We start from the raw sequence: 25,408 nt of genomic DNA on the forward strand, positions 1-25,408 counted from the left end.
GCAAAGAGGATGATCGACATCACCGAAGGCCAGGCCGCCCCCGCGTTCGATCTCGCCACCGATGGCGGCGGCCGCGTCACGCTGGACGGGCTGAAAGGCCGCTCGGTCGTCCTCTACTTCTATCCCAAGGCCGACACACCCGGCTGCACGACGGAAGGCCTGGACTTCTCGGCTCTGGCCGAACAATTCGCGGCGGTGAACGCCGTTGTCATCGGCGTCTCGCGGGATGCGGTGAAAAAGCTGGACCGCTTCAAGGCCAAGCATGACCTCAAGGTTGTGCTGGGCTCCGACGAGGACGGCGTAGTCTGCGAGGCCTACGGCACGTGGATCATGAAGAAGCTCTATGGCCGGGAATACATGGGCGTCGAACGCGCCACCTTCCTGATCGACGGCGCGGGCGTGGTTCGCCACGTCTGGCGCAGCGTCAAGGTCAAGGGCCACGCGGAGCAGGTGCTGGAAGCGGCCCAGAAACTCTGATCGACGGAATGCTCTGAGGCCAAGCTTGCCTCTCTCGCCGACCTGATCCTAACTGCCCGCCAAGGGGCTACAGTAGGATTAGGCCGGCCTTGCTGGCGAGATGCGGAGCGCACCATGTTCAACAAGAGCAAACCCTTCGACAACGGCCCGTCCAGCGGCTTGGGTATCCCGCCCGCGCCTGATCCGACGCCCGCCGCCACGCCCTCGCCGGCCGCTGCGCCGCGCGCGCCTGAGCCTTCGCGCCCAGCGGCTTCGCGCTCGTCCAGCCTGTCGACCCTGTCGGCTGGCGTGAAATACGAGGGCAATATCTCGGGCGCCGGCGAGCTTCAGGTCGACGGCTCGCTGAAGGGCGACATCCGCGTCGTGCGCGTGACCATCGGCGAAGGCGGCTCGGTCGAGGGCACTGTCCACGCTGATATTCTGGAAGTGCGCGGTCGCGTCTCGGGCGCCATTGTCGCCAAGCAGGTCAAGCTGTTCGCCACCGCTCGCATCGAGGGCGACATCACCCAGGAGCAGCTTTCGATCGAGCAAGGCGCCTGGTTCCAGGGTCGCTGCACCCAGGCCAAGCGCGACACGCCGGGCGCCAATATGCTGGATGCGCCGACGCCGGCCGAAAAGCCCGCCGCCGCCAACGCCAAGACGGACAAGGTCGAGGCCAAGCCCGCCGCCTGATCCGGCGCTTCGCGCAAATGAAAAGGGGCGGCCGATGGGCCGCCCCTTTTTTAGTTCCCGTCGCGGGTCTCGCCGACTCGGGCCGCCAGGGCTGCGCCCATGAACTGGTCCAGATCGCCGTCCAGAACCCCCTGCGTGTCCGAGGTCTCGACCTCGGTGCGCAGGTCCTTGACCATCTGATAGGGCTGCAGGACGTAGGATCGGATCTGGTGACCCCAGCCGATGTCGGTCTTGGCGTCCGCCAGGGCCTGGGCGGCCGCCTCACGCTTCTGCAGTTCCAGCTCGTACAGGCGGGCGCGCAGCATCTTCCACGCCATGTCGCGGTTCTGGTGCTGAGAGCGTCCGGCCTGACAAGCCACGACGGTATTGGTCGGAACGTGGGTCAGGCGAACGGCCGAGTCCGTCTTGTTGATGTGCTGGCCGCCAGCGCCGGACGCGCGATAGGTGTCGGTGCGCACGTCGGACGGGTTGATGTCGATCTCGATGGTGTCGTCCACGACCGGCGACACGCCGATCGAGGCGAAGCTGGTGTGCCGCTTGGCTGCCGCATCATAGGGGCTGATGCGGACCAGACGGTGCACGCCCGACTCCGACTTCAGCCAGCCATAGGCGTTGGGACCTTCGATCAGGACGGTGGCCGACTTGACCCCGGCCTGTTCGCCCTCTTCGTGCGCCTCGATCGTGACCTCATAGCCGTGGGCCTTGGCCCAGCGCGTGTACATGCGCAGCAACATGCCCGCCCAGTCGTTGGACTCGGTGCCGCCGGCGCCGGAGTTCACTTCCAGATAGGCGTCGTTGCCGTCGGCCTCACCGGACAGCAGGGCTTCCAGCTCGGCGCGGGCGGCGCGATCCTTGACGCCGCGCAGTTGTTCGCGGGCGTCTTCGAGGGTGGCTTCATCGCCTTCCTCATCGGCCATGTCGGCCAGCATGACGCCTTCTTCCAGATCATTCTCCAGCGCACGGACGCTGTTGATCTGGGCTTCCAGACGCGAGCGATCGCGGCTGACAGCCTGAGCCTGTTCCGGGTTGTCCCACAGGGTCGGATCCTCGACCCGTGCATTCAGCTCATCGAGCTTTCTTAGAGCGACATCCCAGTCAAAGTCGCCTCCTGAGCAGAGCGACGCTCTGCTCGATGTCGGCCTTCATGGCCTCGACATCCGGTCTCATCGCAAACTCCTGCGAACGAACGCCTTCCCTCAAGCAGGGCCGCACCGCGTGCGGACCGATAGGGAAAGCAACAAAATAACCGGCGCGCCTGCGGACAGGCGCGCCGGTTGGTAGGTCTAACTAGAGCCTCAGTAGAGTCCGCTCAAGTCCTCTGCCGGCTGCTTCTTCGGCGGCGGGGGCGCGACGGCTGCGGGCGGCGGCGTCGCCGGGGCTTGCGCAGCCTCCTGTTCGCGGCGGATCACGTCGTAATAGTTCTGCGGTCCGACCGGCTGAACGGGACGTGGGGCCTCCTCGCGGATCTGACGCTCGGTGCCGGGACGGAAGGCTTCCTCAATGCCGTTGACCGTGCGGAAGACGGCGTTCTTGGGTCGGACGAAGGGCCGCGCCGGCCGTTCCTTCAGGGCGACCTGCATGAAGTCGGTGAAGATCGGCACGGCGGTCGCCGCCCCGGCCTCGCCGCCGCCCAGCGAGCGGTTGTCGTCGAAGCCGACGAAGACGCCGACCACGATGTCGCTGGAGAAGCCGACGAACCAGGCCGAGCGATATTCGTTGGTCGTGCCGGTCTTGCCGCCGACCCAGGGACCCAGTCCGCGCGCGCTGGCGCCAGTACCGCGCTGGATGACGCCTTCCAGCATGGAGCTGACCTGATAGGCGGTGATCGGGTCGATGACCTGCGCCCCGCGATCAGGCAGGCGCGGCGATTCCTGGCCGCTAAAGCCGCGGCTGCAGTCGCGGCACTGACGACGGTCGGCACGGTGAATGGTCTGACCGTTCCTATCCTGCACCATTTCGATCAGATAGGGATCGACCCGGCGACCGCCATTTACGAAGGCAGCGTAGGCGGCGGTGATGCGATAGGGCGTCGTCTCCCCCGCCCCCAGCGACATCGCGAGGTTCGGCGACATGTCATCGACCACGCCCATCTTCTTGGACAGGTCGACGATGTTCTTCATGCCGACCGCCTGGGCCAGGCGCACGGTCATCACGTTGCGCGACAGCTCCAGACCGCGACGCAGGGTCTGCGGACCATAGTACTGACGGCTATAGTTCTCGGGCGTCCAGCGGCCGCCGTTGGCGCCGCCGGGGAAGCTGATCGGCGCATCCAGGACGATCGAGGCCGGCGTGAAGTCCCCCTCCAGCGCCGCCGCATAGACGAAGGGCTTGTAGGCCGATCCCGGCTGACGACGGGCCTGGGTCGCGCGGTTGAAGCTGGACAATGCGTAGGAATAGCCCCCGACCATAGCCAGGACGCGACCTGACTGGGGCTCGATGGCCACCAGGGCGCCGTTCACCGCCGGCACCTGCTTCAGGGCGAACTGGCCGCCGCGCGGTTCGACAAAGATCAGATCGCCGCGCTTTAGAGGTCTATTGGCGTTGGCCCAGGCCGCGTCGGAAACGATCAGCGAGCCCGTGCGGTCGTCCTTCGCCGTGCGAACGCGAACATTGTTGCCGACGACGTTTTCGACAGCGGCGGCCTGCCAAGTGCGGCGCTCGGGCGGCGTGTTCTTCTTCAGCGCCTCGGCCTGCCAGCCTTCGGCGAAGTCGGTCGTGCCCCAGGCGCCGCGCCAGCCATGGCGACGGTCATAATTCTCGAGCCCGTTCATCAAGGCTTCGCGTGCGGCGGACTGCAGCTGCGGGTCCAGCGTCGTGCGCATGTAGTAGCCGCCGCGGTTGACCTCTTCCTGCCCGAACAGACCGATGGCGCGGCGGCGGGCTTCCTCGACGAAGAAGTCTGCGTCGGCGTATTCGGCGCGGCGTGGTGCGGCGCGGGTATTCAGCGGACGGGCCAGGGCGGCGGCCAGCTCCTCCTGGGTCAGCCACCTGTTGTCGGCCATCTCGCCCAGAACCCAGTCGCGCCGGCCCTTGGCGGCCTCAGGGTGGCGTTTCGGATTATAGTTGTTCGGACCTTTGGGCAGGGCCGCAAGGAAGGCCGCCTCGTCCGGCGTCAGCTGATTCAGCGACTTGCCGAAATAGTTATAGGCGGCCGAAGCCACGCCATAGGAGCGATAGCCCAGGTAGATCTCGTTCAGATACAGCTCGAGGATCTGTTCCTTGGTCAGCGTCGCTTCCAGGCGGCTGGAGAGGATGGCCTCTTTCAGCTTGCGGTTCAGGCTGGATTCGTTGGTCAGCAGGACGTTCTTGGCCACCTGCTGGGTGATGGTCGAACCGCCTTCAAGCCGCCGCCCAGACAGGACGTTGAAGACATTCTTGAACATGGCCCGGCCGATGCCGGACACGTCGATGCCGCCGTGCTGGAAGAAGTGGCTGTCTTCGGCCGCCAGGAAGGCATGGATCACCTGTTCCGGCACCTGTTCATAGGTGACGTAGATGCGCCGCTCGTCCGAGAACTCGCCGATCAGGGTGCCGTCGCCGGCGAAAACGCGCGTCGCTGTCGCCGGACGGTAATCCGCCAGTTCCGATGCATCGGGCATGTCGTGCAGGACCCAGGCCGCATAGATGGCCACGACCAGCCCGGCCACGGCGATGCCCGCCAGCAAGGCGACGCCCGCCATCACGAACCAGCGTTCGGCTATCTTCACCGTGAACTCCGCAAGACGCGCCCCAGGAATTGTCGTTTATCGCGCGTCGGCCGCGCCGCAAAGCGGAACCGCAAACTCAGCCCTTGTCGCGCAGCAGGCGAGCCTTGTCGCGCTGCCAGTCGCGTTCGGCCGAGGCCTCGCGCTTGTCGTGCAGCTTCTTGCCCTTGGCCAGGGCGATCTCGAGCTTGGCCTTGCCCTTTTCGTTCAGGTACAGGCGGACCGGAATGATCGTGCGTCCATCGCGCTGGACGGCGCCGATCAGCTTGTCGATCTGCTTGCGGTGCAGCAGCAGCTTCCGGTGGCGGCGCGGCTCGTGGTTGAACCGGTTGGCCTGCTTGTAGGGCGGAATGTCCGAGTTGATCAGAACGATCTCGCGTCCCTCCACCGCCGCATAGCTTTCGGCGATGTTGGCTCGACCGTCGCGCAGCGCCTTGATCTCGGTGCCCAGCAACTGGATCCCGGCCTCGATGTAATCCTCAAGGAAGTAGTCGAAGCGCGCGCGCCGGTTCTCGGCGATCACCTTCTTGGGCGCATCAGCAGCCATCAACCGACTCCGGCCTCCGCCATGGCTCGATCAATGGCGGGCTTCACGGCGTCACGGGTCAGGGACAGCGGCAGGCGGACCTCTTCGCTGCACAGACCCAGCTTGGCCAGGGCGTACTTGGCCGGGGACGGCGAGTTATCAAGGAACAACCCCTTGTGCAGGTCGATCAGACGGTCCTGCCAGGCCCGCGCCGTGGCGAAGTCGCCGGCCGCGACCGCGTCATACATGGCCACCATGGCTTCCGGCGCGACGTTGGAAGTAACCGAGATCACGCCCACGCCGCCGCTCGCGGCATAGCCCAGCCAGGTGGTGTCATCGCCGCTGATCAGGTCGAACGGACCATCGATATGACGGCGCATCCAGTTGACCCGCGATATGTCGCCTGTGGCGTCCTTGATGCCGACGATGTTCGGATTTTTCGCCAGATGAGCGACCGCCTCGTTGGACAGATCGACGCCGCAACGGCTGGGCACGTTGTACAGGACCATGGGAATCTGCACGGCGTCGGAGATCGCCTCGAAGTGGGCGATCATGCCTTCCTGCGACGGCTTGTTGTAATAGGGCGTCACCACCAGGGTCGCGTCGGCGCCGACTTCCTTGGCGCAGGCCGACAGCTCGATGGCCTCATGCGTGGCGTTCGATCCAGCGCCGGCGATGACGCGCACACGGCCCGCCGCGATCTGGACGCACTGCTCGATGACACGCTTGTGCTCGTCCATCTTCAGGGTAGCGCTTTCGCCGGTCGTTCCGACCGGGACGACGCCGTGGACGCCAGCGGCGATCTGACGTTCCAGGAGTTTTTCAAAAGCCCCTTCGTCCACGTTTCCGTCACGAAGAGGTGTGATCAAGGCGGTGATCACGCCCTTGAACAAGGGGGCGGTCATTGAAACAAGTTACCTGCGCGGTGTTTCGAGCGGCGGCGTGCCGCCCTTTTGAAGAGGCAGGGAGCGTAGGTTGCTCGCCGCCTGGCCGCAACCAGAGATGAATGAGGATCGGACATCTGATGATCGCGACGACCGTGGCCGCCGCCCTGGCGATTCTGACTCCGCCGACCCAGGACGTGCTGAACAGCACGCCCGCGCCCTACGCCTCCAGCCAGAATGGCGTCATCAGCGGCCAGGACATGGCCCTGTTCCAGCAAGGCCTGGCCTCGGCTCGCGCCCGCGACGTAATCGGCACGCAGTCGATCATGAGCCGCATTTCCGACCCCACGGCGAAGAAGCTGGTCGAATGGGCCCTGGTCGATACCTCGGATAAGCAGCTTTCCTACGTCGATCTGGCCCGGGCCCAGACCGACCTCGCCAACTGGCCGCGGGGTGATTCGCGCCGGGCCGCGGGCGAACGCGCGCTGAACCTGGCCAACGCCTCGCCCGACGCGATCATCGCCTTCTTCAACGGCTCCGAGCCCACGACCGCCGAGGGCGCTATCGCCCTGGCTGGCGCACTGGAGCAAAAGGGACAGCGTCGCGAGGCCCAGGTCTTGATCCGCGACTGGTGGCGCAACCGCTCCTTCGAAGAAGCGCAACAATCCGTCATCGCCAACCGCTGGGGCGGATGGTTCAATACCGACGACCACGTCGCGCGCCTGAACATGCTGTTGCTTGGCCCGCACGGGCCGGCGACCCGCGCCATGACCGCCATGGTCCCCTCCGACCGCCAGGCCGTCGCCAGCGCCGCCATGGCCTTGCGCAACGCCTATTCGCCCGACGCCCTCGTCGCGGGCCTCAGCCCCGCCGTCGCCAACGACCCGGCCGTGGTGCTGGAGCGCGTCCGCCTGCTGCGCTCGGCCGGTCGTCAGTCCGAGGCCTTCCCCCTCCTGTCCGCCCTGCCGGCCGCGCCCTCGCACAAGGAAGGCCAGGACACGCTGTGGAGCGAGCGCCGCAACTACTTCCTGGACGCTCTTCAACAGGGCAATGCCCGTGCCGCCTACGCCGCCATGAACGGCCACGGCTTCCCGTCGGGCGAGCGCAAGGTGGACGCCGAGTTCTTCGCCGGCTGGGTCGCCCTGACCAAGCTGAACGATCCGGCCGCCGCCGCCCAGCATTTCGAGATTCTGCGCAACAGCTCCTCGACCCCGATCACCCAGGGCCGGGCCCTCTACTGGCTGGGACGCGCCGCCGAGGCGCGCGGCGATCGTCAGGGCGCGCAAGCCTGGTACAAGGCGGGCGCCGAGCACTGGCAGACCTTCTACGGCCAACTCGCCGCCGAAAAGGCCGGGATCACCACCCTGACCCTGCCGGGCGAGCCCGCCCCCACGCCTGAGGACGTCAACCGCTTCGAGGGCAATGAGGTCGTGCGCGCCACCCGCATCCTGGGCGCGGCGGGCGAAAAGACCCTGCTGCGGGTCTTCGCCTATCACCTCGACGACACCCTGCCCTCGCCCTACGACCTGACCCAGTTGTTCGACCTGATGCAGGGTTACGGCGACCAGTTCGGCTCCATGATGGTGGGTCGCGCCGCCAGCCAGCGCGGCTTCGTCATGCCCGAGCGCATGTATCCGGTCCGCATGCCGCCCCAGACCTCGGGCGCCGCGCCGCTGGAGTTCACCCTGGCCATCACCCGTCAGGAATCCAGCTTCGATCCCCTGGCCCGTTCGCACGCCGACGCGCGCGGCATGATGCAGCTTCTGCCCGCCACCGGTCAGGGCGTGGCCCGCCGCATGGGCATCGGCTTCTCGTCCGAACAGCTGTGGGACCCGGACGCCAACATGCGCCTGGGCAGCTATCACCTCGGCGAGCTGATCAACAACTTCGGCGGTTCGCCGCTCCTGGCTACGGTCGGCTACAACGCCGGTCCCGCCCGCCCGCCGCAGTGGGTGGCCCGTTGCGGCGACCCCCGCAGCCAACAGGTCGACCCCATCGACTTCATCGAGTGCGCCCCCTTCACCGAGACGCGCAACTACATGATGCGGGTGATGGAGAACATGCAGGTCTATCGCGCCCGCCTGAACGGCGGTTCCGCCCCGCTGACGCCCTCCGCCGACCTAGCGCGCGGCACGCCGCCCAATAGCGGCCCGCGCGCTTACCAGCCTTAAGCCAAGCGACGGGCCGCCAGCAGCGGCCCGTCCGGCGCCTCGATCCAGACCCCGTCCAGATGGAAGGCCGCACGCAGCACCGCTGGCGACAGAGCCTCGACCGGCGCCGCATCCGCGACCACCCGTCCCGCCTCCAGCACCACCACGCGATCCGCGATCCGCGCCGCCAGCGTCAGGTCGTGCAGGCTGACCAGCACACCCCCGCCCGCATCGGCTCGCGCTCTTAGCCGCTCCAGCACCAGAAGCTGAGCATCAGGATCCAGCCCGGCGATGGGCTCGTCCGCCAGCAACAGCGGGGCTTGAACCACCAGGGCCCGAGCCAGCAGGACTCGCGCCCGCTCGCCGCCCGACATCTCGGCCACTCCGCGTTCGGCCAGATGCCCAGCCCCGACTTCGTCCAACGCCGCGCGCGCCCGTTCGAGCGCCGCATCCCCCGAAAGGAAAGGCGCGCCCAGCGCCGCCACCTCAAGGGCCGGCAGATTCCAGGCGATCTGCCGTTCCTGCGGCAGATAGGCCGCCCGCGCCGCGCGCTCCCGCTCGGATAGCCGGCGCACATCTTCACCGCCCAGCTTCGCAACGCCGGCTTGCAAGGGCGTCAGGCCCAGGCCCACCCGAATGGCGCTGGACTTGCCCGCCCCGTTCGGCCCGCACAGGGCCACCAGTTCGCCTGCCGCCACCGACAGGCTGACCCCGTTCAGGACCCTCGCCGCCCCCATGCGCGCCGTCACGCTGTCCAGTTCCAGCAAGGCGCTCACAGCCGCCACTCCCGCGCCGCGCGCCATGCGATCAGGGCGAACAGCGGGGCCCCGACCAGGGCCGTGAACACGCCCAGCTTCAGTTCCTGATCCGTCGGCGTCAGCCGCGCCGCCAGATCGGCCAGCACCAAGATCAACCCGCCGGTCAGCGCAGAAGGCAGCAGCAATCTTCCCGGATCGCCGCGCACGGCCGCCCGCACGAGATGCGGCGCCGCCAGACCGACAAAGCCGATCACCCCCGCTACGGCCACCGCCGCCCCCGCCGCGACCGCCGAGGCGATCAGGGCCAGAACCCGCATCCGCCCCATCGACAGGCCCGAGGTCCGCGCCGCTTCCTCGCCGAGCGTCAGCATCCGTAGGCCCGGCGACGCCTGCGCAGCAAAAAGAGCAGCTACGACCAGCGCCGGCGCGACCCAAGCAACGTCGATCCAGCTGCGGTTCTGTACCGAACCCAACAGCCAGTTCATCACCTCGGCCGAGGCGATCGGCGACGGCGACAAGTTGAAGATCAGGGCGGTCAAAGCCCCCGCAAAACTCGACAGCGCAACCCCGAACAGGATCAGCGCCTCGGGCGCTCGCACCCTGGCGGCGAGGGCGACCAGCAACAGACCCGCCAGCGCCGCCCCGATCAGGGCCGCGCCCTCGACCAGTCCGGGAATGGCCGCAGCCCCCAGCACGATAGCTCCCGCCGCGCCCAGCGCCGCCGTGGCCGACACGCCCAGCACGCCAGGATCGGCCAGCGGGTTCCGCAACAGGCCTTGCAGCACCGCCCCCGCCAGCCCCAGCGCCGCCCCGACCATCAGGGCGCAAACCGCGCGCGGCGCCCGCACCTGCCACAGCACCTCGCCCGGCCCCGAGGCGGGATCGACCAGGGCCTGCCCATACTGGGCGGCCGACAGCGTCGTCTCTCCCAGCAACACCGCCCCGACCAATGCCAGCAGGATGGCCGCCGACAATCCTAGGTTCAGGCCCAAATGTCTGTTCATCGCGCGGCCTCCGCCAGCAAGGCCGCCGCGTCAGCCGCGAACCAGGCAGGACAGCTCAGCGTCGAAGCCGGCAAATCAGCCACCGTCCGTCCCTTGGCCGCGCGCGCCACCACTGGATGCCGTCCCGGTCCACGCCAGTCCGCCCGCCATTGCTGGAAGAAGCCCCGCACGAACAGGACCGGCGGGCTCAGGGCGATCTTCTCGATCCCCAGCGGCTGATAGCCCGGAGCGGTCACGCCGTTGCGGAACCCCGCCGCCTTCAGGATGGAATCGATCAGCGACCCGGACCCGGTCGTATAGCCGCCGGGCGTGACATAGACGGCCTCTCGGCCTCGCCCCGCGCCCGCCGCCTGGGCCAGCCGCCGATCCATATGGGCGATCAGGGCCGCACCCCGCGCTTCCTGTCCCAAGCCGTGCGAGACAACCTTCAGGTTTTGGCGAACGCCGTCCATGTCGGTCGCGTCATTGACGGCCAGCACACGCGTCCCGCGCTTTTCCAGCGCCGCCAGAAGGCGCGGCTCGCCGCCCCAGTAGCGGACTACCACGTCGGGCTGAAAGCCGACGACCGCCTCCAGCGTCGGTCGAACTCGCGGGCGTCCCCGCGCCGCCTGCCGCATCCAGGAATCCGGGTCGTCCGCCCGCGACGACAAGGCCAGCGTCGCCTCGGGCGCCAGGGCCAGCACATACTGATCCGCGCACTGGTCCAGCGACAGCACCCGCAACGGCCGCGCCTCCGCGACACCCGGCAGCAACATCACCAGCCCCATGAGGACGGCGCGCGTCTGAATCACGATTGGAGCAGCCCCGCGAACAGAGCGTCCATCTGGACGCGGACCAGTTCATCGCGATCCACCCAATCAAAATAGGGCTTGGTGATCATAAGGGAAACAATGCCGTGCCCGCTGGCCCAGATCACCTGGGCGATGGCGCGCGGATCGCCCTTCATTCGCCCGGTGGCCACCGCCTCCTCCACCACAGACGTAAAGGACCGAAACAGTTCGAAGCCCGTCTCCTGCGCCACCGTCTCGGCGCCCTCGCGCGCCTCAACCGGCCGAGTGAGATAGGTCAGGCGATAAGCGTTCGGGTTGTCGAAGCCGAAGCGCACATACCCTTCGATCATCCTCCGTAACCGAACATCGGCAGGCGCCGGTTCCGCCGTGATCCCTTCATGGGTCGCGATCAGAGTTTCGAAGGCGCCGCGACAAATTTCGTGCAGGATCGCGGCCTTGTCAGGGAAGTGCATGTAGAGCGCCGTCGATGACAAGCCGACCTCATCCGCGATCTTGCGGATAGTCGCCCCCTCATAACCATGCTCGACAAAAATGCGCTCCGCCGCAGCCAGGATTTCCGCGCGTCGCGCATAGCCTTCACCCTTGGGCTTGCGCGCTGATCGGGGCGTGGGGAGCAATGAACCGGGCAATCCAGACTCCATGGCTGGGATCCCCGCTTGAATAGCTGGAATGGCTGAGTCCGCCAATCGCTTGCCCTCAAAGAACAACGATCTTAACACTTCTCGCTTGCAACGGGTCTTGGGGGCTTCTCGTATGCACGGCGCGTCAACGAGCACGAAGCACGGCCACTTGGCCTCCGCCGCGCGGATCACCCTTTCGCGCACGCAGCTTGTCGCCCTGCCTGCTCTGGTTGCGGGGGTGACGATCAGTATCTTCGCTTCCCCTTATGTCGGCCCCACCCTTCTGACCGCCATTCAGCTTGGCTTTTTAGTGGTGGCAGGATGGCGACTTGTGACCTTGTTGACCCGTCGCCCGGCTGGACGCAACGATCCCGCGCCCCTCTCATGGCCGCGCTACACAGTCATCGCCGCCCTCTATGACGAAGCTGCGGTTCTGCCCCAGCTTGTCGAACGGCTCAGCCGGATCGACTACCCTTCTGATCGACTGGAGGGCTTTCTCGCGCTGGAAGCCGACGACAGCGCCAGCATCGCCGCGGCCCTCGCCGCCGACCGCCCGGAATGGCTGACAGTGCTGATCGTCCCGCCCGGCTCGCCGAAGACCAAGCCCCGCGCCCTGAATTACGCCCTCTCGGTCGCCCAAGGCGATCTGGTGACCATCTATGACGCCGAGGACGATCCCGACCCGCTCCAGCTCAAGGAAGCTGCGGCTCGATTTGCCGCCGAGGGCGACGACCTGGTCTGCTTACAGGCGCCGCTCCGCATCCAGCGGCGAGACAAGCGGCATAGCGCCTCACCCTTCCTGGACGCGCAATTCGCGGCGGAGTACGCGGCGCTCTTTGAAGTCACGCTGCCCGCCATGACGGCTCTGGGTTTACCCTTCCCTTTGGGCGGCACCAGCAACCACTTTCGCGCTTCGGCCCTTCTTGCGCTCGGCGGCTGGGACGCGTGGAATGTTACGGAGGACGCCGACCTGGGTTTCCGCATCTGGCGCTCAGGAGGACGGATGGGGATGCTAGAGCGCCCTACCTATGAAACGCCGCCCGGCGCCTTGCGGCTCTGGTTGCCGCAACGGACGCGCTGGCTAAAGGGGCACCTGCAGACGCTGGCTGTTCATACTCGCAGCTTTGCCGGAATGGGCTGGCGCGGTTGGTCCGCCCTGGGACTGACCCTCGGCGCTGGCTGCGCCTCAGCGGCCATTCATGCCGCTTCCATCGCCTGGATCGGCGCGGTGGCGCTCACATCGGTCGTGTGCGGTAAGCTACCGCCCGCGCCGCCCCTGGGCATGAGCGTGCTTATCGCCGGCTTGGCCACTGCATGGCTGGCCAAGCTAGCCGGCGCCCGCCGCGCTGGAGTCCGCTATGGACCGAGGGAAATGGCGGCGGCGCCAGCCTACTGGTGCCTGCTCAGTCTGGCCTTCGTGCACGCAACCTATCGCCTGATTACCGAACCTCATCGTTGGGACAAGACCCCTCATGCTCCCGATGTATCGCCCAATGAAAACACCAATGACGCCGTGAGCGCTGGACGAGCTGCCGCTTGACCGCCTATCAGCCGCACATGGCTCCCGTTCTCTCCTCCACGCCCGAAACCCTCGTCACGCGAGGCTGGTCGGACTACGCCCTGATCGACAGCGGCGACGGTCGCAAGCTGGAGCGGTATGGCCGCTACACCGTCGTTCGCCCCGAGCCTCAATGTTTCTGGAAGGCCCACCACGAAACCGCCTTCGAGCAGGCCAACGCCATGTTCGACCCGCAGCAGGAGGAAGAGGATTCCGGCCGCTGGCGCTTCGACCAGCACGGCCCGATCGACGCCTTTCCCCTGAAATGGCGCGACGTGCGTTTCATGGGGCGCTTCACCCCCTTCCGTCACCTGGCCTTCTTCCCCGAGCAGGCAGCCAACTGGGATTGGCTGGACGCGCGCGTCCGGACGCTGCAGCAACCCAGGATCCTGAACCTGTTCGGCTACACCGGCGTGGCCAGCCTGGCCTGTTCGGCGGCGGGCGCCCACGTCACCCACGTCGATGCCTCCAAGAAGTCGGTCGCCTATGCCCGTGAGAACGCCGAGCTGTCGGGCCTGTCCGACCGCCCGATCCGCTGGATCGTCGAGGACGCCCGCAAGTTCGTGGCGCGCGAGGTTCGTCGCGGTTCGAAGTACGACGGCATCATCCTGGACCCGCCGAAATACGGACGCGGCGCCAATGGCGAGGTCTGGCGCCTGTTCGAGGACATGCCGGATCTGTTGAAGGACTGCGCGGCCCTGCTGTCCGACGACGCCTCTTTCCTGTTGCTGAACGCCTATGCGGCACGAATTTCGGGCCTGTCGCTGGCGCACATGATGGCCGAGGCGACGCATGATCGCGGCGGGCGCATCGACTGGGGTGAACTGGCGCTGTCCGAGGATGGCAAGGACGCCCGCGCCATCGGCCTGTCGTTCTTCGCCCGTTGGAGTAAAGATGGGGGTCGCGCCTGATGTACGAGCGCGTAATCACCTCCCTGACCAACGACACCATCAAGTCGGTCCGCGCCCTGCACATGCGCAAGGAACGCGACCTGACCGGCCGTTTCCTGGCCGAGGGCCTGAAATTCATCGGCGAAGCCCTGGATCAGGGCCGCGCTCCGGTCATGCTGCTGGTCGGCGACGAAGCTCGCCCTCACCCCCTGCTGGATCGCGCCAAGGCCGAGACGGTCAGGGCCGGCGGTCAGATCATAGTCGTCACCCACGCCATCCTCGAAAAGATCAGCCGCCGCGACAATCCGCAGACCGTGCTGGGCGTGTTCGAGCAGGTCTATACGCCGCTGGACGCCATCCAGCCCGAGGCCAAGCCCTGCTGGGTGGCGCTGGAGCAGGTGCGCGATCCGGGCAACCTGGGCACCATCATCCGCACGGCGGATTCCGCCGGCTGCGGCGGCGTCATCCTGATCGGCGACTGTGTCGATCCCTTCTCGGTCGAGGCCGTGCGCGCCACCATGGGCTCGGTCTTCGCCGTCTCCATCAGCAAGGCAACGCGTGAGGAATTCCTGGCCTGGCGCGCCAAGTGGCCGGGCAGCGTCATCGGCACCCGTTTGGATGCGAAACACGGCTATCGCGACAGCCCCGTCCGGCATCCGGCCCTGATCATGATGGGCAACGAACAGGCCGGGCTGACCGATGAACTGGCCGCCGCCTGTGACCTGAACGTCAAGATTCCCATGCGCGGCCGGGCCGACAGCCTGAACCTGGCTATCGCCACCGGCATCATGGTCTATGCCGTAACTGATGCAGCCTACGGCACTGACATCTAGGGCTTACGCCTCGCCGTCTGTCCTGATCCGATTCATGCCCAGCAGGGCCAGGATGGTCAGGACGGCGGCGACGGCCAAGTAGACGCCGACCGCCTGCAGGCCGTACCGGCCCGCCAGCCAGGTCGCCGCGAAGGGCGCCAGCGATGCGCCGAGAATCCCCGCCAGATTGAAGGTCATCGACGCCCCGGTATAACGCACCTCCGTCGGGAAGGGCCGCGCCAAGGCCGCGCCCAGCGGGCCATAGGTGCAGCCCATCAGGCTGAAGCCGATGATGAAGAAGGCCACCACTCCGGCCAGCCCGCCGCTGCCGAACAGGGGCGCCAGCACCAGGCCGAACAGGGCGATGGCGATTGACGTCGCCAGCAACGTCCGCCCCTGCCCCCAGCGATCCGCCGCCAGCGCCGCCAGCGGGATGAAAAGACCGAAGAAGCAGACGCCCAGCAACTGGATGGGCAGGAACTGCTCGCGGGTATAGCCCATGGCCGTCGTGCCCCAGCCCAGGGCGAAGACGGTCATCAGGTAAAACAGGACAAAGGTCGCCATCCCCGCCAGCGTTCCGGTGAGCAGGGCGAACTTGTGCCGCGCCAGCAGGGTCAAGATCGGCGTCTCGACGCGCTCGGCCTTGTCGATGGTCTTCTTGAACTCGGGCGTTTCGGTGATGCGCAGCCGAACCCACAGGCCGACGAAGACCAGCAGTGAGCTGGCGATGAAGGGAATGCGCCAGCCCCAGCTCAGGAACTGCTCGTTCGGCAGGGTCGCCGTCAGAATGATGAAGCTCAGGGTCGACAGGATGAAGCCGATCGGCGCGCCCAGCTGCGGGAACATACCGTACCATGCCTTCTTGCCCGGAGGCGCGTTCTCGGTCGCCAGCAGCACCGCCCCGCCCCACTCGCCGCCCAGACCCAGGCCCTGACCGAACCGGCACAGGGCCAGCAGCAGGGGCGCGATAACGCCCACCGAATGCCAGGTCGGCAGCAGGCCGATCGCCACCGTCGACAGCCCCATGGTCATGAGGGCCGCGACCAGGGTCGCCTTGCGCCCCACCTTGTCGCCGAAATGGCCGAAGACGACCGCCCCGACCGGCCGCGCGAAGAAGGCGATGGAGAGGGTGGCGAAGGACGACAGCATGGCCGTCGTCGCGTCCTCCCCGGGGAAGAACAGGGCCGGAAACACCAGCACCGCCGCCGTCGCGTAGATGTAGAAGTCAAAGAACTCGATCGTGGTGCCGATCAGGCTGGCGAACAGAATTCTACGTTTGGAGGCGATGGGCGGTGAGAGTTTAGCGTCGACCACGCGAAATCCTTGCATTGCTGCACGGTCATTGCGCCGCGTCGCGCGCTATCGTCAAGGTGAGGCCTCAGGTCCCGCGCGGCTTGGCCCGGCTGGTGGCCTCTGCGTTGGCGGGATCTTCCGGCCAGGGATGGCGCGGATAGCGACCGCGCATCTCGCTGCGCACCGCCGCCCATGACCCGGCCCAGAAGCCCGGCAGGTCCTTGGTCACCTGCACCGGCCGCCGCGCCGGGGACAGCAAGGATAGCGTCAGCGGCACGCGCCCGCCGCCGACCGTGGGATGCGCCTTCACTCCGAACAGTTCCTGAACCCGGATTTCGACGCGCGGCCCGCCATCGGCGGCGTAGTCGATGGATGCCGAACCCAGCGGCGTGGTCAGGCGCGGCGGGGCCAGGTCGTCCAGCTTGCGCTGCAAATCCCAGGGGATCAGCCCGCGCAGGGCCTCGGCCAGCTTGCCGTCGCCGATGTCGCCCAGCGACCGCGCCCCGTCCAGCAACGGCCACAGCCAGTCCTCGCGCAAAGCCAGCAGGCCCTCATCGGACACATCGGGCCAGATCGCATCCAGCCCATGCAGGAAGGTCAGCCGCGCCCGCAGCCCGCCCGCCTGTTCGCCCCAATTCAGGGCCTTCACCCCGCCCGCCTCGACCTCGGATTTCAGCGCCGCCGTCATCGTCGCCCGGTCCGGCGCGCCGATGACCTTTTCGTCCAGCACCAGCGCCCCGATCCGGCGGATGCGGCGGATCACCGCCTTGCCCGAGGGCTCGCGCGCCAAGCGGTCCTCGGCCTCGATCCGGTGCGCCAGATCGGCCTCCAGCGTCGCCGCATCCAGCGCCGCCGCCAGACGGATACGGTCGCGTGCGTCGCCGCCGCCCAGTTCCGCCACCGCCAGCCAGGGCTCGCGCGCCATATGCTCGGTCGGATCGAGGAAGGCCCCGCGCCCCGAGGCCAGCAGCACCTCGCCCGGCTTGCCCCGCGCCCGCGCGATCCGCTCGGGGAAGGCCTCGGCCAGCAGCAGGCCGGTGTCCGCCTCTCCACCGCTTCCGCCTCCCGCCGCTCGCGCCCAGCGCTCGGCCAGCTTCATCGCGTCGCGCGCCCGCGGCGAACGGTCCCGCTCCAGCCCCTTCAACCGGTCGTGCAGATCGACGGCGTTGCCGCCCAGACCTGGCTCGCTCAACACCGCTGCGATCTTTGCGCCGCTGAGGGCGTCGTCCTGATCCGAGGCCACAGCCACCATGTGCGCCAGTCGCGGCGTCAGGGGGATGCGCGTCAGCCGCCGCCCATGCGCCGTCAGATCGCCCCTGGCGTCCAGCGCCCCCAGCCGGGTCAGCACCTTCCGCGCCTCGGCCAGCGCCCCGGCGGGCGGCGGGTCCAGCAGGGCCAATCCCTCGACCGACTTGGCGCCCCAGCGCGCCAGATCGAGCGCGAAGGCGGTCAGGTCGGCTCCCTGAATCTCGGGCCGCTGATGCGGGATCAGACCCCGCGTCTGTTCCTCGTCCCACAGGCGATAGCAGACGCCCGGCTCGACACGGCCGGCTCGACCGCGCCTCTGCTCCGCCGACGACCGACTGACCTTGACCGTCGCCAATCTGGTCAGGCCGCTGGACGGCTCGAACCGCGGCACGCGCGACAGGCCGCCGTCGATCACCACCCGCACGCCCTCGATGGTCAGGCTGGTCTCGGCCACCGAGGTCGCCAGCACTACCTTCCGCCGTCCGGGCGGCGCCGGCTCGATGGCCCGGTCCTGCTCGCCCTTGTCCAGCGCGCCATAGAGAGCGACGAGATCCACCGACGGATCGCGCAGCCGCTCATTCAAACGCTGAACCGTGCGGTGAATCTCGCCCTGCCCCGGCAGGAAGACCAACACCGACCCGCTCTGATCGCTCAGCGCCTGCATGACCGCCCGCGCCACGGCGTCCTCGAATCGCTCGGCGACGTTGCGGCCCAGATAGAGGGTCTCGACCGGGAACATCCGCCCCTCGGCCTCGATCACCGGCGCGCCATCGAGCAGTTTCGACACCCCCGCGATATCCAGCGTCGCCGACATGACCAGCAGCCGCAGGTCGTCGCGCAGCACCGACTGGCTCTCGCGCGCCAGGGCCAGGCCCAGATCGGCGTCCAGACTCCGTTCGTGGAATTCGTCGAACAGGACGGCGCCGACGCCTTCCAGCGCCGGATCGTCGAGAATCATCCGCGTGAAGACACCCTCGGTGATGACCTCGATCCGCGTTTCGGGGCCGACGCGGCTCTGCAGCCGGGTGCGATAGCCAACGGTTTCGCCCGCCTTCTGGCCCAGGGTCGCCGCCATCCGGTCCGCCGCCGCCCGCGCCGCCAGACGACGCGGTTCCAGAACCAGCACCTTGCCCTCGCCAAGCCATGCCTGATCCAGCAAGGCCAAGGGCACGACCGTAGTCTTGCCCGCCCCAGGCGGGGCGGCCAGGACGACCGCATTGGTCGCGGCCAAGGCCGCTTTCAGCGGCTCCAGTACGGCGTGAATCGGCAGCATCAGATGGGCTCTAGCCGCAACAGCACTGTTCACGAAAGCGTCGTCGTCGCTTCATCCAACCGAAACCGCGTTGCGCGCGGCTCTTCGGATGGTTAGCGTCCGCCCCCAAGAAGACGACCCGGGAGGGGTCGTTGCGTAATTGGGGGCGCGACTTCATGTCCGCAGACGGCGTAAAGCCAGCCGGCAACCGGCTATTTCTTAAAAAATCCATTGCCCAGATCCAGAAGGAAGCCGCCAAGAGCGAGCTGAAACGCACCCTGGGCCCGTTGAATCTGATGAGCCTGGGCATCGGCGCCATCATCGGCGCCGGCATCTTCGTGCTGACGGGTCAGGTGGCCTCGGCCAACGCCGGCCCGGCCATCATGCTGTCCTTCGTGGTCGCCGGCTTCGCCTGCGCCCTTGCGGGCCTGTGCTATGCTGAACTGGCTTCGACCATGCCGGTGTCTGGCTCGGCCTACACCTACGCCTATGGCACCCTGGGCGAGGTCTTCGCCTGGATCATGGGCTGGCTGCTGGTGCTGGAATACGGCGTCGCGGCCTCTACCGTGGCGGTCGGCTGGTCTGGCTATGTCGTGTCGATCATGAACGACTTCGGCCTCAGCGCCAGTCTGTTCCCGACAATCCAATATGCGGGCGGCGAAGGGCCCCAGTGGGCCACACCCCTGGTCCAGCTGGTCCAGAACGCCGGCGCGACCTCCTTCCCGATGACGGGCACCTTCAACCTGGTCGCGGCTGTCGGCATCGCCGCCGTTTGCGGCCTGCTGGTGCTGGGCGTGTCGGAATCGGCGAACATCAACAACGCCATCGTGGTCATCAAGATCATCGTCCTGCTGACCTTCATCGCCGTCGGCATCCAGTACATCAACCCGGACAACTGGGTCCCCTTCATCCCCGAGCCCACCGGCCAGGCCGGTCAGTTCGGCGTCGGCGGCATCTTCCGCGGCGCGGCCATCATCTTCTTCGCCTATGTGGGCTTTGAAGCGGTTTCGACCGCCGCCGCCGAAGCCAAGAACCCGTCCAAGGACGTGCCGATCGGGATCCTGGGCGCTCTGTTCGTCTGCACCCTGATCTACATGGCGGTGGCCGCGGTCATGACCGGCGTGGTGCCCTATCTGGAGCTGGCGTCGCCGGCTCCGATCGCCGTCGCCATCGACCGCATGGGTCTGGAGTGGGCCAATGTTCCGCTGGCGGCCTCGCCCAGCGGTCAGCTGAACCTGATCGCCTTCCTGATCAAGATCGGCGCCATCACCGGTCTGTCCTCGGTCATGCTGGTGCTCTGCTACGGCCAGACGCGCGTCTTCTACACCATGGCCCGCGACGGCCTGCTGCCGAAGTCCTTCGCCAAGGTCCATCCCAAGTTCCGCACGCCGTGGATCGGCACCATCGTCCTGGGCATCCTGATCGCCATCGCGGCGGCCTTCCTGCCCATCTCGATCCTGGGCGACCTGGTGTCGCTGGGCACCGCGACGGCCTTCGCCATCGTCTGCCTGTCGGTGATCGTCCTGCGCGTGAAGCACCCCGAGATGGAGCGTCCGTTCAAGGTGCCGGGCGGCATCTTCACTGCGGTTCTGGGCATCCTGGCCTGCCTCTTCCTGGCCAGCCAGAACCTGATCCCGATGTTCCAGCACGCCGCCGAGGACAACCCTCTGCCGCTGATGCTGCTGGGCGGTTACGCCGTCATCGGTGCGGTCATCTACGCCGCCTACGGCTTCTGGCACTCCAAGCTGGCCAAGGGCATCGACATCACCGAGGACGCCACGCTGGAAACGGCTGTGGAGGCCCTCGGCCACGGCGTCGACAACAAGAAGGACTGATCACTCAGTCCATTCGGCCTCAAGAAGCGCTAGTGCGATAGGCCACAAAAGAGCGAAGGCCCCGGAGCGATCCGGGGCCTTTTTCTATCGCGAACCAACCTTGTCGGTTGCCTGTTTCTTCGCCCTCGCCTACAGCCTCGAACGAACCTATGCGGATGTGGCGGAACTGGTAGACGCACCAGATTTAGGTTCTGGCGCCGAGAGGCGTGGAGGTTCGAGTCCTCTCATCCGCACCACGGGCTTCAGCCGGGATGGAGCTCGGCCAGCACCGCCGGGATCAGGTCCGGCAAGTCCTCGGCGATCAGCCCCGGCCCGAAACGATGCGCTGCATCCGCGTGCATCCAGACCGCCGCACGGGCCGCGTCGAAGCTCTCCATATGCTGGGCCAGCAGCCCGCCGATCATTCCCGCCAGAACGTCGCCGCTCCCCGCCGTCGCCAGCCAGGGCGCCCCGTTGCCGTTGACCACGCAGCGTCCGTCCGGCGCGGCGATGACGGTGGCGCTTCCCTTGAGCACCAGGACGCATCCCGCCCGCCTGGCGGCCTCCTGCGCCGCCGACGCGCGTCCCTCGGCCAACAGTCCCGGAAACAGACGCTCGAACTCGCCCTCGTGCGGGGTCAGGACGTCATCGCGATCCAGACTGGCGAACAGATCGCCCGGCCGGTCACGGAACAGGGTCAGGGCGTCGGCGTCGATCACCAGGACCGCTCCCGTCCGCGCCAGCGCCGCAACATTGGCCGCCGTCGCCTCGGTCAGTCCCGCCGCCGGGCCGATCACCACGGCGTCCATCGGCTCGGCCAACGCCGCCAGTTGATCGCCCGACACGAAGCTGGCCAGCATGACCGCCTCCAGCGCAGGCGCCAGCACCGGCGCAGCCTCGGGCGGGCAGAAGACCTTCACCAGTCCCGCCCCGATTCTCAGCCCCGCGCGCGCCGCCAGCCTTGCAGCGCCCGTCGAATAAGCCCCGCTGGACACCACGCCGAGGCGCCCGCGCGCATGCTTGTGCGCCTCGGCGCCGGGCCAGGGCAGTCGGCTTTGCCATGTCATGGGGTCGTTGATCGGGTTCATGATCGAATTCCGTTCACGGATGGCCTCTACGCACGAAAATTGCTTGCCTTATTGTGCGATGCAATGTCCCTTTACCCCCCGAGCGTCGGACCAACCAAGGGAGCCGGCTCGGGACTCGCCATGAAGAAGATTGAAGCCGTCATCAAGCCATTCAAGCTGGATGAAGTGAAAGACGCTCTCCAGGATATCGGAGTGCAGGGCATGACCGTGCTGGAGGCCAAGGGATATGGCCGCCAGAAAGGCCATTCCGAGCTTTATCGCGGCGCCGAGTACGTCATCGACTTCCTGCCCAAGATCAAGATCGAGGTCGTCGTGGCCGATGATCTGGCTCCGGCCGTGATCGACGCCATCCAGACCGCCGCCCGCACCGGCAAGATCGGCGACGGAAAGATCTTTGTTTCCTCGCTCGAGGACGTGATCCGCATCCGCACCGGCGAAACCGGCGCCCAGGCTATCTGACCCACCACCACGGCCGTCCCGCAAGGGCGGCCGCTTTTCGTTTCTCCTCCCCGAACTGACAGGACTTCGAGAATGAGCGCCGCCCAAAAGATCCTTCAAGAGATCAAGGAAAAAGACGTCCAGTACGTCGACATCCGTTTCACCGATACGCGCGGCCGCCTGCAGCACGTGACCTTCGATATCGACATGGTCGATGAAGATTTCCTGGAAGAAGGCACCATGTTCGACGGTTCGTCGATCGCGGGCTGGAAGGCCATCAACGAGTCCGACATGCTGCTCAAGCCGGACCTGTCGCGCGCCTACATCGACCCCTTCTATCAACAGACGACGCTGTTCCTGTTCTGCGATGTCCTGAGCCCCGACACGGGCGAGCCCTACAACCGCGACAGCCGCTCGATGGCCAAGAAGGCTCTGGCCTATGTCCAATCCTCGGGCGTGGGCGACGTGGTCTATTTCGGCCCGGAAGCCGAGTTCTTCATCTTCGACGACGTGCGCTGGAACACCGCCCCGCACAACACCGGCTACAGCTTCGACTCGATCGAACTGCCGTCCAACACCGGCGCTGAATACGCCGAGGGCAACCTGGGCCACCGCCCGGGTCACAAGGGCGGATACTTCCCGGTCAACCCGGTCGACTCCGCCCAGGACCTGCGCGGCGAGATGCTGGGCGTGATGAAGGACCTGGGCATGGACCCGGAGAAGCATCACCACGAGGTCGCTCCGGCGCAGCACGAACTGGGCCTGAAGTTCAGCGACCTGCTGACCATGGCCGACCGCCTGCAGCTCTATAAGTACGTGATCCACAACGTGGCCGCGGCCTACGGCAAGTCGGCGACCTTCATGGCCAAGCCCATGTTCGCCGACAACGGCTCGGGCATGCACGTCCACATGTCGATCTGGAAGGACGGCAAGCCCCAGTTCGCCGGCGACAAGTACGCCGGTCTGTCGCAGGAATGTCTGTGGTACATCGGCGGCATCATCAAGCACGCCAAGGCCATCAACGCCTTCGCCAACTCGACCACCAACTCCTACAAGCGTCTGGTGCCCGGCTATGAAGCTCCGGTGAAACTGGCCTATTCGGCCAGCAACCGTTCGGCCTCGATCCGCATCCCGCACGTCTCGTCGCCCAAGGCCAAGCGTCTGGAAGCCCGCTTCCCCGACCCGATGGGCAACCCCTACCTGACCTTCGTGGCCCTGCTGATGGCGGGCCTGGACGGCATCGAGAACCGCATCGATCCGGGCGCGGCCGCCGACAAGAACCTCTACGACCTGCCGCCCGAAGAGCGCGGCTCGATCCCCGAGGTCGCCGGTTCGCTGAAGGAAGCTCTGGAAGCCCTCGACGCCGACCGCGCCTTCCTCAAGAAGGGCGGCGTCATGGATGACGACTTCATCGACAGCTACATCGCGCTGAAGTCGGAAGAAGTCGCCCGTCTGCAGCTGCACCCGCACCCGGTCGAGTTCGACATGTACTACAGCTGCTGATCTCCGGATCAGTCTGACGGTCAAGGCGCCGGACGGAAACGTTCGGCGCCTTTTTCATCGGCCGGAACGGCCGGGAACATCCTTCGCTGTGCGTGGTTGCCCCTCCCGAAGGAGAAGCCCGCCATGCCCGACAAACACGCCGACACCGACCGCTGGGGCGGCCCTGGCGCCAGCCATGAGAACCGGAACAAGGCTCGCCCTGATCCTTTGGTGAAAGACGCCGACGCCCCCGACCATCTGTCTCCGCGTAGCCAGATCTCAGGCGGCGGAGGCGAAGGCGACGTCCACAAGGGCCATTCCGCCAAGGCCAAGCACGAGAAGCGATCGACGTCACAAGAAAAGAGGCACGAACGGGACGGTCGACACTAGCCGATCTCGCATCTCAATCGTGAAAAACGGTCGGGCTACGTCGGCCAGAGCGAACCAGCCGGGCAGACCAGCCCAGTGCAACGTCTTCCAGGAGATGGTCAGGCGGCGACTTCGTCCACGTGCGCCTTCTTGCGGCGCAGTTCGATGATGCGGACGCACCAGATCGAGACCTCGTAGAGCAGCACCATGGGCACGGCCAGCATCAGCTGGCTGATAGGGTCCGGCGGCGTGACCACGGCTGCGACCACGACCACGGCCACGATGGCGTAGCGACGCCCTTTGGCCATGACCTGGGAGCTGATCAGACCGGCCAGCCCCAGCAGGGTCATGACGACCGGCAACTGGAAGCAAAGGCCGAAGGCCAGGATCAGAGCCGTCACCAGGTTTAGATAGTCCGACACCTTGGGCAACAGCTCAGCCGCGACGCCGTCGCCGATGATCTGCTGGCTCAGCGAGAACCACATAACAAACGGCAGCATGACATAATAAACCAGCGCCGCTCCCAGCAGAAACAGCACCGGCGCCGCGATCAGGAAGGGCAGGAAGGCGCCCTTCTCATTGCGATAAAGCCCCGGTGCGACGAAGCGGTATAACTGCCAGGCCAGAACCGGGAAGGCCACAATGACGGCGCCCAGACCGGCCAGCTTCATCTTGGTGAACAGGATTTCCAAAGGCGCCGTGTAGATCAGCTTGACGCTCTGGTGGTCCACATCGGGCACCGGGATCAGCCGCGCCGTCCCCAGGATCAGGTCGAACGGCGAGACATGACCGTGCGCCCCCACCGTCTGGTGGAAGGCCGCCGACACCACATAGGGCTGGACAAGAAAGAGGTAGAGCTTCTCGGAGAAGGCGAAACAGCCGATGAAGGCCACGACGAAGGCGACGACGCAGATCAGCAGTCGCCCGCGCAGCTCGATCAAGTGATCCATCAGGGGCGCGCGCGAGGCCTCGATCTCGGCCTCATCCCGGTCGAACGACGTCATTGATCGACCTTCTTCTTACGCACCGACTTTGGCTTGGGCGCCACAGCCTCAGCCGCGACCGGCTTGGCCTTTGCAGTCTTGGCGGCGGTCTTGGCCGGGGCGCGCGCCGCCTTCGGCTTTGCAGCCGCCTCTATCTTGGGTTCAGCGACGATGGTCTCCGCAGCCGGCTCAACCGCAGGCTGGAACTCGTCCGGCCACTCATCCACGCCGGTGGCGACAGGCGTCGCCACAGCGGGCGCTGCCAGAGCCGGCGCCTCAAGCGGCGCCTCCAGATCCTTGCGGATGTCCTTGAAGGCCGCCTCGGCCTCGGCGCCGAGCGGGTGCATGCCCTGCCCCGACCGCAGCGCCTCGACCTCCTTGCGCAGGTCATCCAGCTCGGACTGGCGAGCCATTTCATCGAAACTGGCGCGGAATTCGTTGGCCATGCCGCGCGCCTTGGCGACGAACTGACCGACCTTGCGCATCAGCATCGGCAAATCCTTGGGCCCCACGACAAGCAGGGCCACCAGACCAATGACAAGGATTTCGAACCCGCCGATTCCGGGGCCAAGACCACCCATGATTCAGCGTCTTT

General features: G+C 66.8%; 23 protein-coding genes and 1 tRNA gene. 11 read left to right on the plus strand and 13 right to left on the minus strand.

From position 1 onward, the window contains the following. Window positions 1–9: 9 nt before the first annotated feature. Window positions 10–477, plus strand: a complete 468-nt coding sequence (locus ACI2KI_RS02405; protein ID WP_404617425.1) for a peroxiredoxin — start codon at window positions 10–12, stop codon at window positions 475–477. A 114-nt stretch (window positions 478–591) separates the two neighbouring features. Next, the gene (locus tag ACI2KI_RS02410) at window positions 592–1,149 is read left to right on the plus strand and encodes a polymer-forming cytoskeletal protein (RefSeq protein ID WP_404617427.1); all 558 of its coding nucleotides are present in this window, start codon (window positions 592–594) and stop codon (window positions 1,147–1,149) included. Window positions 1,150–1,199: 50 nt separating this feature from the next. Here ACI2KI_RS02410 and prfB read toward each other — a convergent pair. From prfB to dapA, 4 genes are all read right to left on the minus strand, one after another. Next, window positions 1,200–2,316, minus strand: a protein-coding gene (gene prfB, locus ACI2KI_RS02415) for a peptide chain release factor 2 (RefSeq protein ID WP_404617429.1) whose coding sequence is annotated in 2 segments (ribosomal slippage) — window positions 1,200–2,246 and window positions 2,248–2,316 — 1,116 coding nt in all. Because the reading frame shifts where the segments join, the coding sequence is not laid out codon by codon here. 128 nt (window positions 2,317–2,444) lie between these two features. Beyond that, on the minus strand, window positions 2,445–4,829 hold the full coding sequence (locus tag ACI2KI_RS02420; RefSeq protein ID WP_404618913.1) for a penicillin-binding protein 1A: 2,385 nt from the start codon (window positions 4,827–4,829) through the stop codon (window positions 2,445–2,447). A 103-nt stretch (window positions 4,830–4,932) separates the two neighbouring features. Continuing rightward, the gene (gene smpB, locus ACI2KI_RS02425; RefSeq protein WP_105563368.1) at window positions 4,933–5,400 is read right to left on the minus strand and encodes an SsrA-binding protein SmpB; all 468 of its coding nucleotides are present in this window, start codon (window positions 5,398–5,400) and stop codon (window positions 4,933–4,935) included. After that, entirely contained in the window at window positions 5,400–6,284 is an 885-nt protein-coding gene (gene dapA / locus ACI2KI_RS02430; RefSeq protein WP_404617431.1) for a 4-hydroxy-tetrahydrodipicolinate synthase, read from the minus strand. The genes smpB and dapA overlap by 1 nt, the downstream gene beginning before the upstream one ends. A 119-nt stretch (window positions 6,285–6,403) precedes the next feature. On the opposite strand from dapA, the gene ACI2KI_RS02435 reads away from it, so the two are divergent. Further along, window positions 6,404–8,434 carry a transglycosylase SLT domain-containing protein gene (locus ACI2KI_RS02435; protein ID WP_404617433.1) on the plus strand — a complete coding sequence of 677 codons (2,031 nt, stop codon included), beginning with the start codon at window positions 6,404–6,406 and terminating at the stop codon, window positions 8,432–8,434. Here ACI2KI_RS02435 and ACI2KI_RS02440 read toward each other — a convergent pair. From ACI2KI_RS02440 to ACI2KI_RS02455, 4 genes are read right to left on the minus strand one after another with little or no spacing between them, the layout of a single operon-like run. Further along, a complete protein-coding gene (locus tag ACI2KI_RS02440; RefSeq protein ID WP_404617435.1) occupies window positions 8,431–9,189 on the minus strand; it encodes an ABC transporter ATP-binding protein in 759 nt (252 codons plus the stop codon). The two genes, ACI2KI_RS02435 and ACI2KI_RS02440, sit on opposite strands and share 4 nt — an antisense overlap. Next, window positions 9,186–10,175: a FecCD family ABC transporter permease gene (locus ACI2KI_RS02445; protein ID WP_404617437.1), complete on the minus strand. Its 990-nt coding sequence runs from the start codon at window positions 10,173–10,175 to the stop codon at window positions 9,186–9,188. Before ACI2KI_RS02445 ends, ACI2KI_RS02440 begins: the two co-directional genes overlap by 4 nt. After that, entirely contained in the window at window positions 10,172–10,966 is a 795-nt protein-coding gene (locus ACI2KI_RS02450; RefSeq protein ID WP_404617440.1) for an ABC transporter substrate-binding protein, read from the minus strand. Before ACI2KI_RS02450 ends, ACI2KI_RS02445 begins: the two co-directional genes overlap by 4 nt. Next, the gene (locus ACI2KI_RS02455) at window positions 10,963–11,652 is read right to left on the minus strand and encodes a TetR/AcrR family transcriptional regulator (RefSeq protein WP_404617442.1); all 690 of its coding nucleotides are present in this window, start codon (window positions 11,650–11,652) and stop codon (window positions 10,963–10,965) included. Before ACI2KI_RS02455 ends, ACI2KI_RS02450 begins: the two co-directional genes overlap by 4 nt. A gap of 103 nt (window positions 11,653–11,755) precedes the next feature. Between ACI2KI_RS02455 and ACI2KI_RS02460 the strand changes: the two genes are divergently transcribed. The 3 genes from ACI2KI_RS02460 to ACI2KI_RS02470 are packed head-to-tail and all read left to right on the plus strand — an operon-like array spanning window position 11,756 to window position 14,867. After that, window positions 11,756–13,126 (plus strand): glycosyltransferase, encoded by a 1,371-nt coding sequence (locus ACI2KI_RS02460; RefSeq protein WP_404617444.1) that lies wholly within the window; start codon window positions 11,756–11,758, stop codon window positions 13,124–13,126. A gap of 17 nt (window positions 13,127–13,143) precedes the next feature. Then, window positions 13,144–14,055: a class I SAM-dependent methyltransferase gene (locus tag ACI2KI_RS02465; RefSeq protein WP_404618915.1), complete on the plus strand. Its 912-nt coding sequence runs from the start codon at window positions 13,144–13,146 to the stop codon at window positions 14,053–14,055. Then, window positions 14,055–14,867: a TrmH family RNA methyltransferase gene (locus ACI2KI_RS02470; protein WP_404617446.1), complete on the plus strand. Its 813-nt coding sequence runs from the start codon at window positions 14,055–14,057 to the stop codon at window positions 14,865–14,867. Before ACI2KI_RS02465 ends, ACI2KI_RS02470 begins: the two co-directional genes overlap by 1 nt. Window positions 14,868–14,870: 3 nt before the next feature. Here the strand turns inward: ACI2KI_RS02470 and ACI2KI_RS02475 are convergent, their stop codons facing one another. Together ACI2KI_RS02475 and hrpB are read right to left on the minus strand one after the other, a co-directional pair. Continuing rightward, complete coding sequence (locus ACI2KI_RS02475; RefSeq protein ID WP_404617448.1) at window positions 14,871–16,160, minus strand: MFS transporter; 1,290 nt, start codon at window positions 16,158–16,160, stop codon at window positions 14,871–14,873. 64 nt (window positions 16,161–16,224) lie between these two features. Then, entirely contained in the window at window positions 16,225–18,660 is a 2,436-nt protein-coding gene (hrpB, locus tag ACI2KI_RS02480) for an ATP-dependent helicase HrpB (protein ID WP_404617450.1), read from the minus strand. Between the two features lie 155 nt (window positions 18,661–18,815). Here hrpB and ACI2KI_RS02485 point away from each other — a divergent pair, with 155 nt between their 5' ends. Continuing rightward, window positions 18,816–20,474 (plus strand): amino acid permease, encoded by a 1,659-nt coding sequence (locus tag ACI2KI_RS02485; protein ID WP_292082841.1) that lies wholly within the window; start codon window positions 18,816–18,818, stop codon window positions 20,472–20,474. A 151-nt stretch (window positions 20,475–20,625) separates the two neighbouring features. Next, window positions 20,626–20,710 (plus strand) — tRNA-Leu (locus ACI2KI_RS02490). Window positions 20,711–20,716: 6 nt separating this feature from the next. On the opposite strand, the gene ACI2KI_RS02495 is transcribed toward ACI2KI_RS02490, so the two are convergent. Next, on the minus strand, window positions 20,717–21,541 hold the full coding sequence (locus ACI2KI_RS02495) for an NAD(P)H-hydrate dehydratase (RefSeq protein ID WP_404617452.1): 825 nt from the start codon (window positions 21,539–21,541) through the stop codon (window positions 20,717–20,719). Between the two features lie 120 nt (window positions 21,542–21,661). On the opposite strand from ACI2KI_RS02495, the gene ACI2KI_RS02500 reads away from it, so the two are divergent. From ACI2KI_RS02500 to ACI2KI_RS02510, 3 genes are all read left to right on the plus strand, one after another. Continuing rightward, window positions 21,662–22,000, plus strand: a complete 339-nt coding sequence (locus ACI2KI_RS02500) for a P-II family nitrogen regulator (protein ID WP_292082843.1) — start codon at window positions 21,662–21,664, stop codon at window positions 21,998–22,000. A gap of 72 nt (window positions 22,001–22,072) precedes the next feature. Next, window positions 22,073–23,482, plus strand: coding sequence for a type I glutamate--ammonia ligase (gene glnA, locus ACI2KI_RS02505; protein ID WP_292082845.1), 1,410 nt, complete (start codon window positions 22,073–22,075; stop codon window positions 23,480–23,482). Between the two features lie 123 nt (window positions 23,483–23,605). Beyond that, the gene (locus tag ACI2KI_RS02510; RefSeq protein ID WP_312062745.1) at window positions 23,606–23,851 is read left to right on the plus strand and encodes a hypothetical protein; all 246 of its coding nucleotides are present in this window, start codon (window positions 23,606–23,608) and stop codon (window positions 23,849–23,851) included. A gap of 98 nt (window positions 23,852–23,949) precedes the next feature. On the opposite strand, the gene tatC is transcribed toward ACI2KI_RS02510, so the two are convergent. After that, a complete protein-coding gene (gene tatC / locus ACI2KI_RS02515) occupies window positions 23,950–24,834 on the minus strand; it encodes a twin-arginine translocase subunit TatC (protein ID WP_404617454.1) in 885 nt (294 codons plus the stop codon). Further along, a complete protein-coding gene (tatB, locus tag ACI2KI_RS02520) occupies window positions 24,831–25,394 on the minus strand; it encodes a Sec-independent protein translocase protein TatB (RefSeq protein ID WP_404617456.1) in 564 nt (187 codons plus the stop codon). Before tatB ends, tatC begins: the two co-directional genes overlap by 4 nt. Window positions 25,395–25,408 lie beyond the last annotated feature (14 nt).

It is taken from the genome of Brevundimonas sp. NPDC046655 (assembly GCF_044901625.1).
Lineage (GTDB): Bacteria > Pseudomonadota > Alphaproteobacteria > Caulobacterales > Caulobacteraceae > Brevundimonas.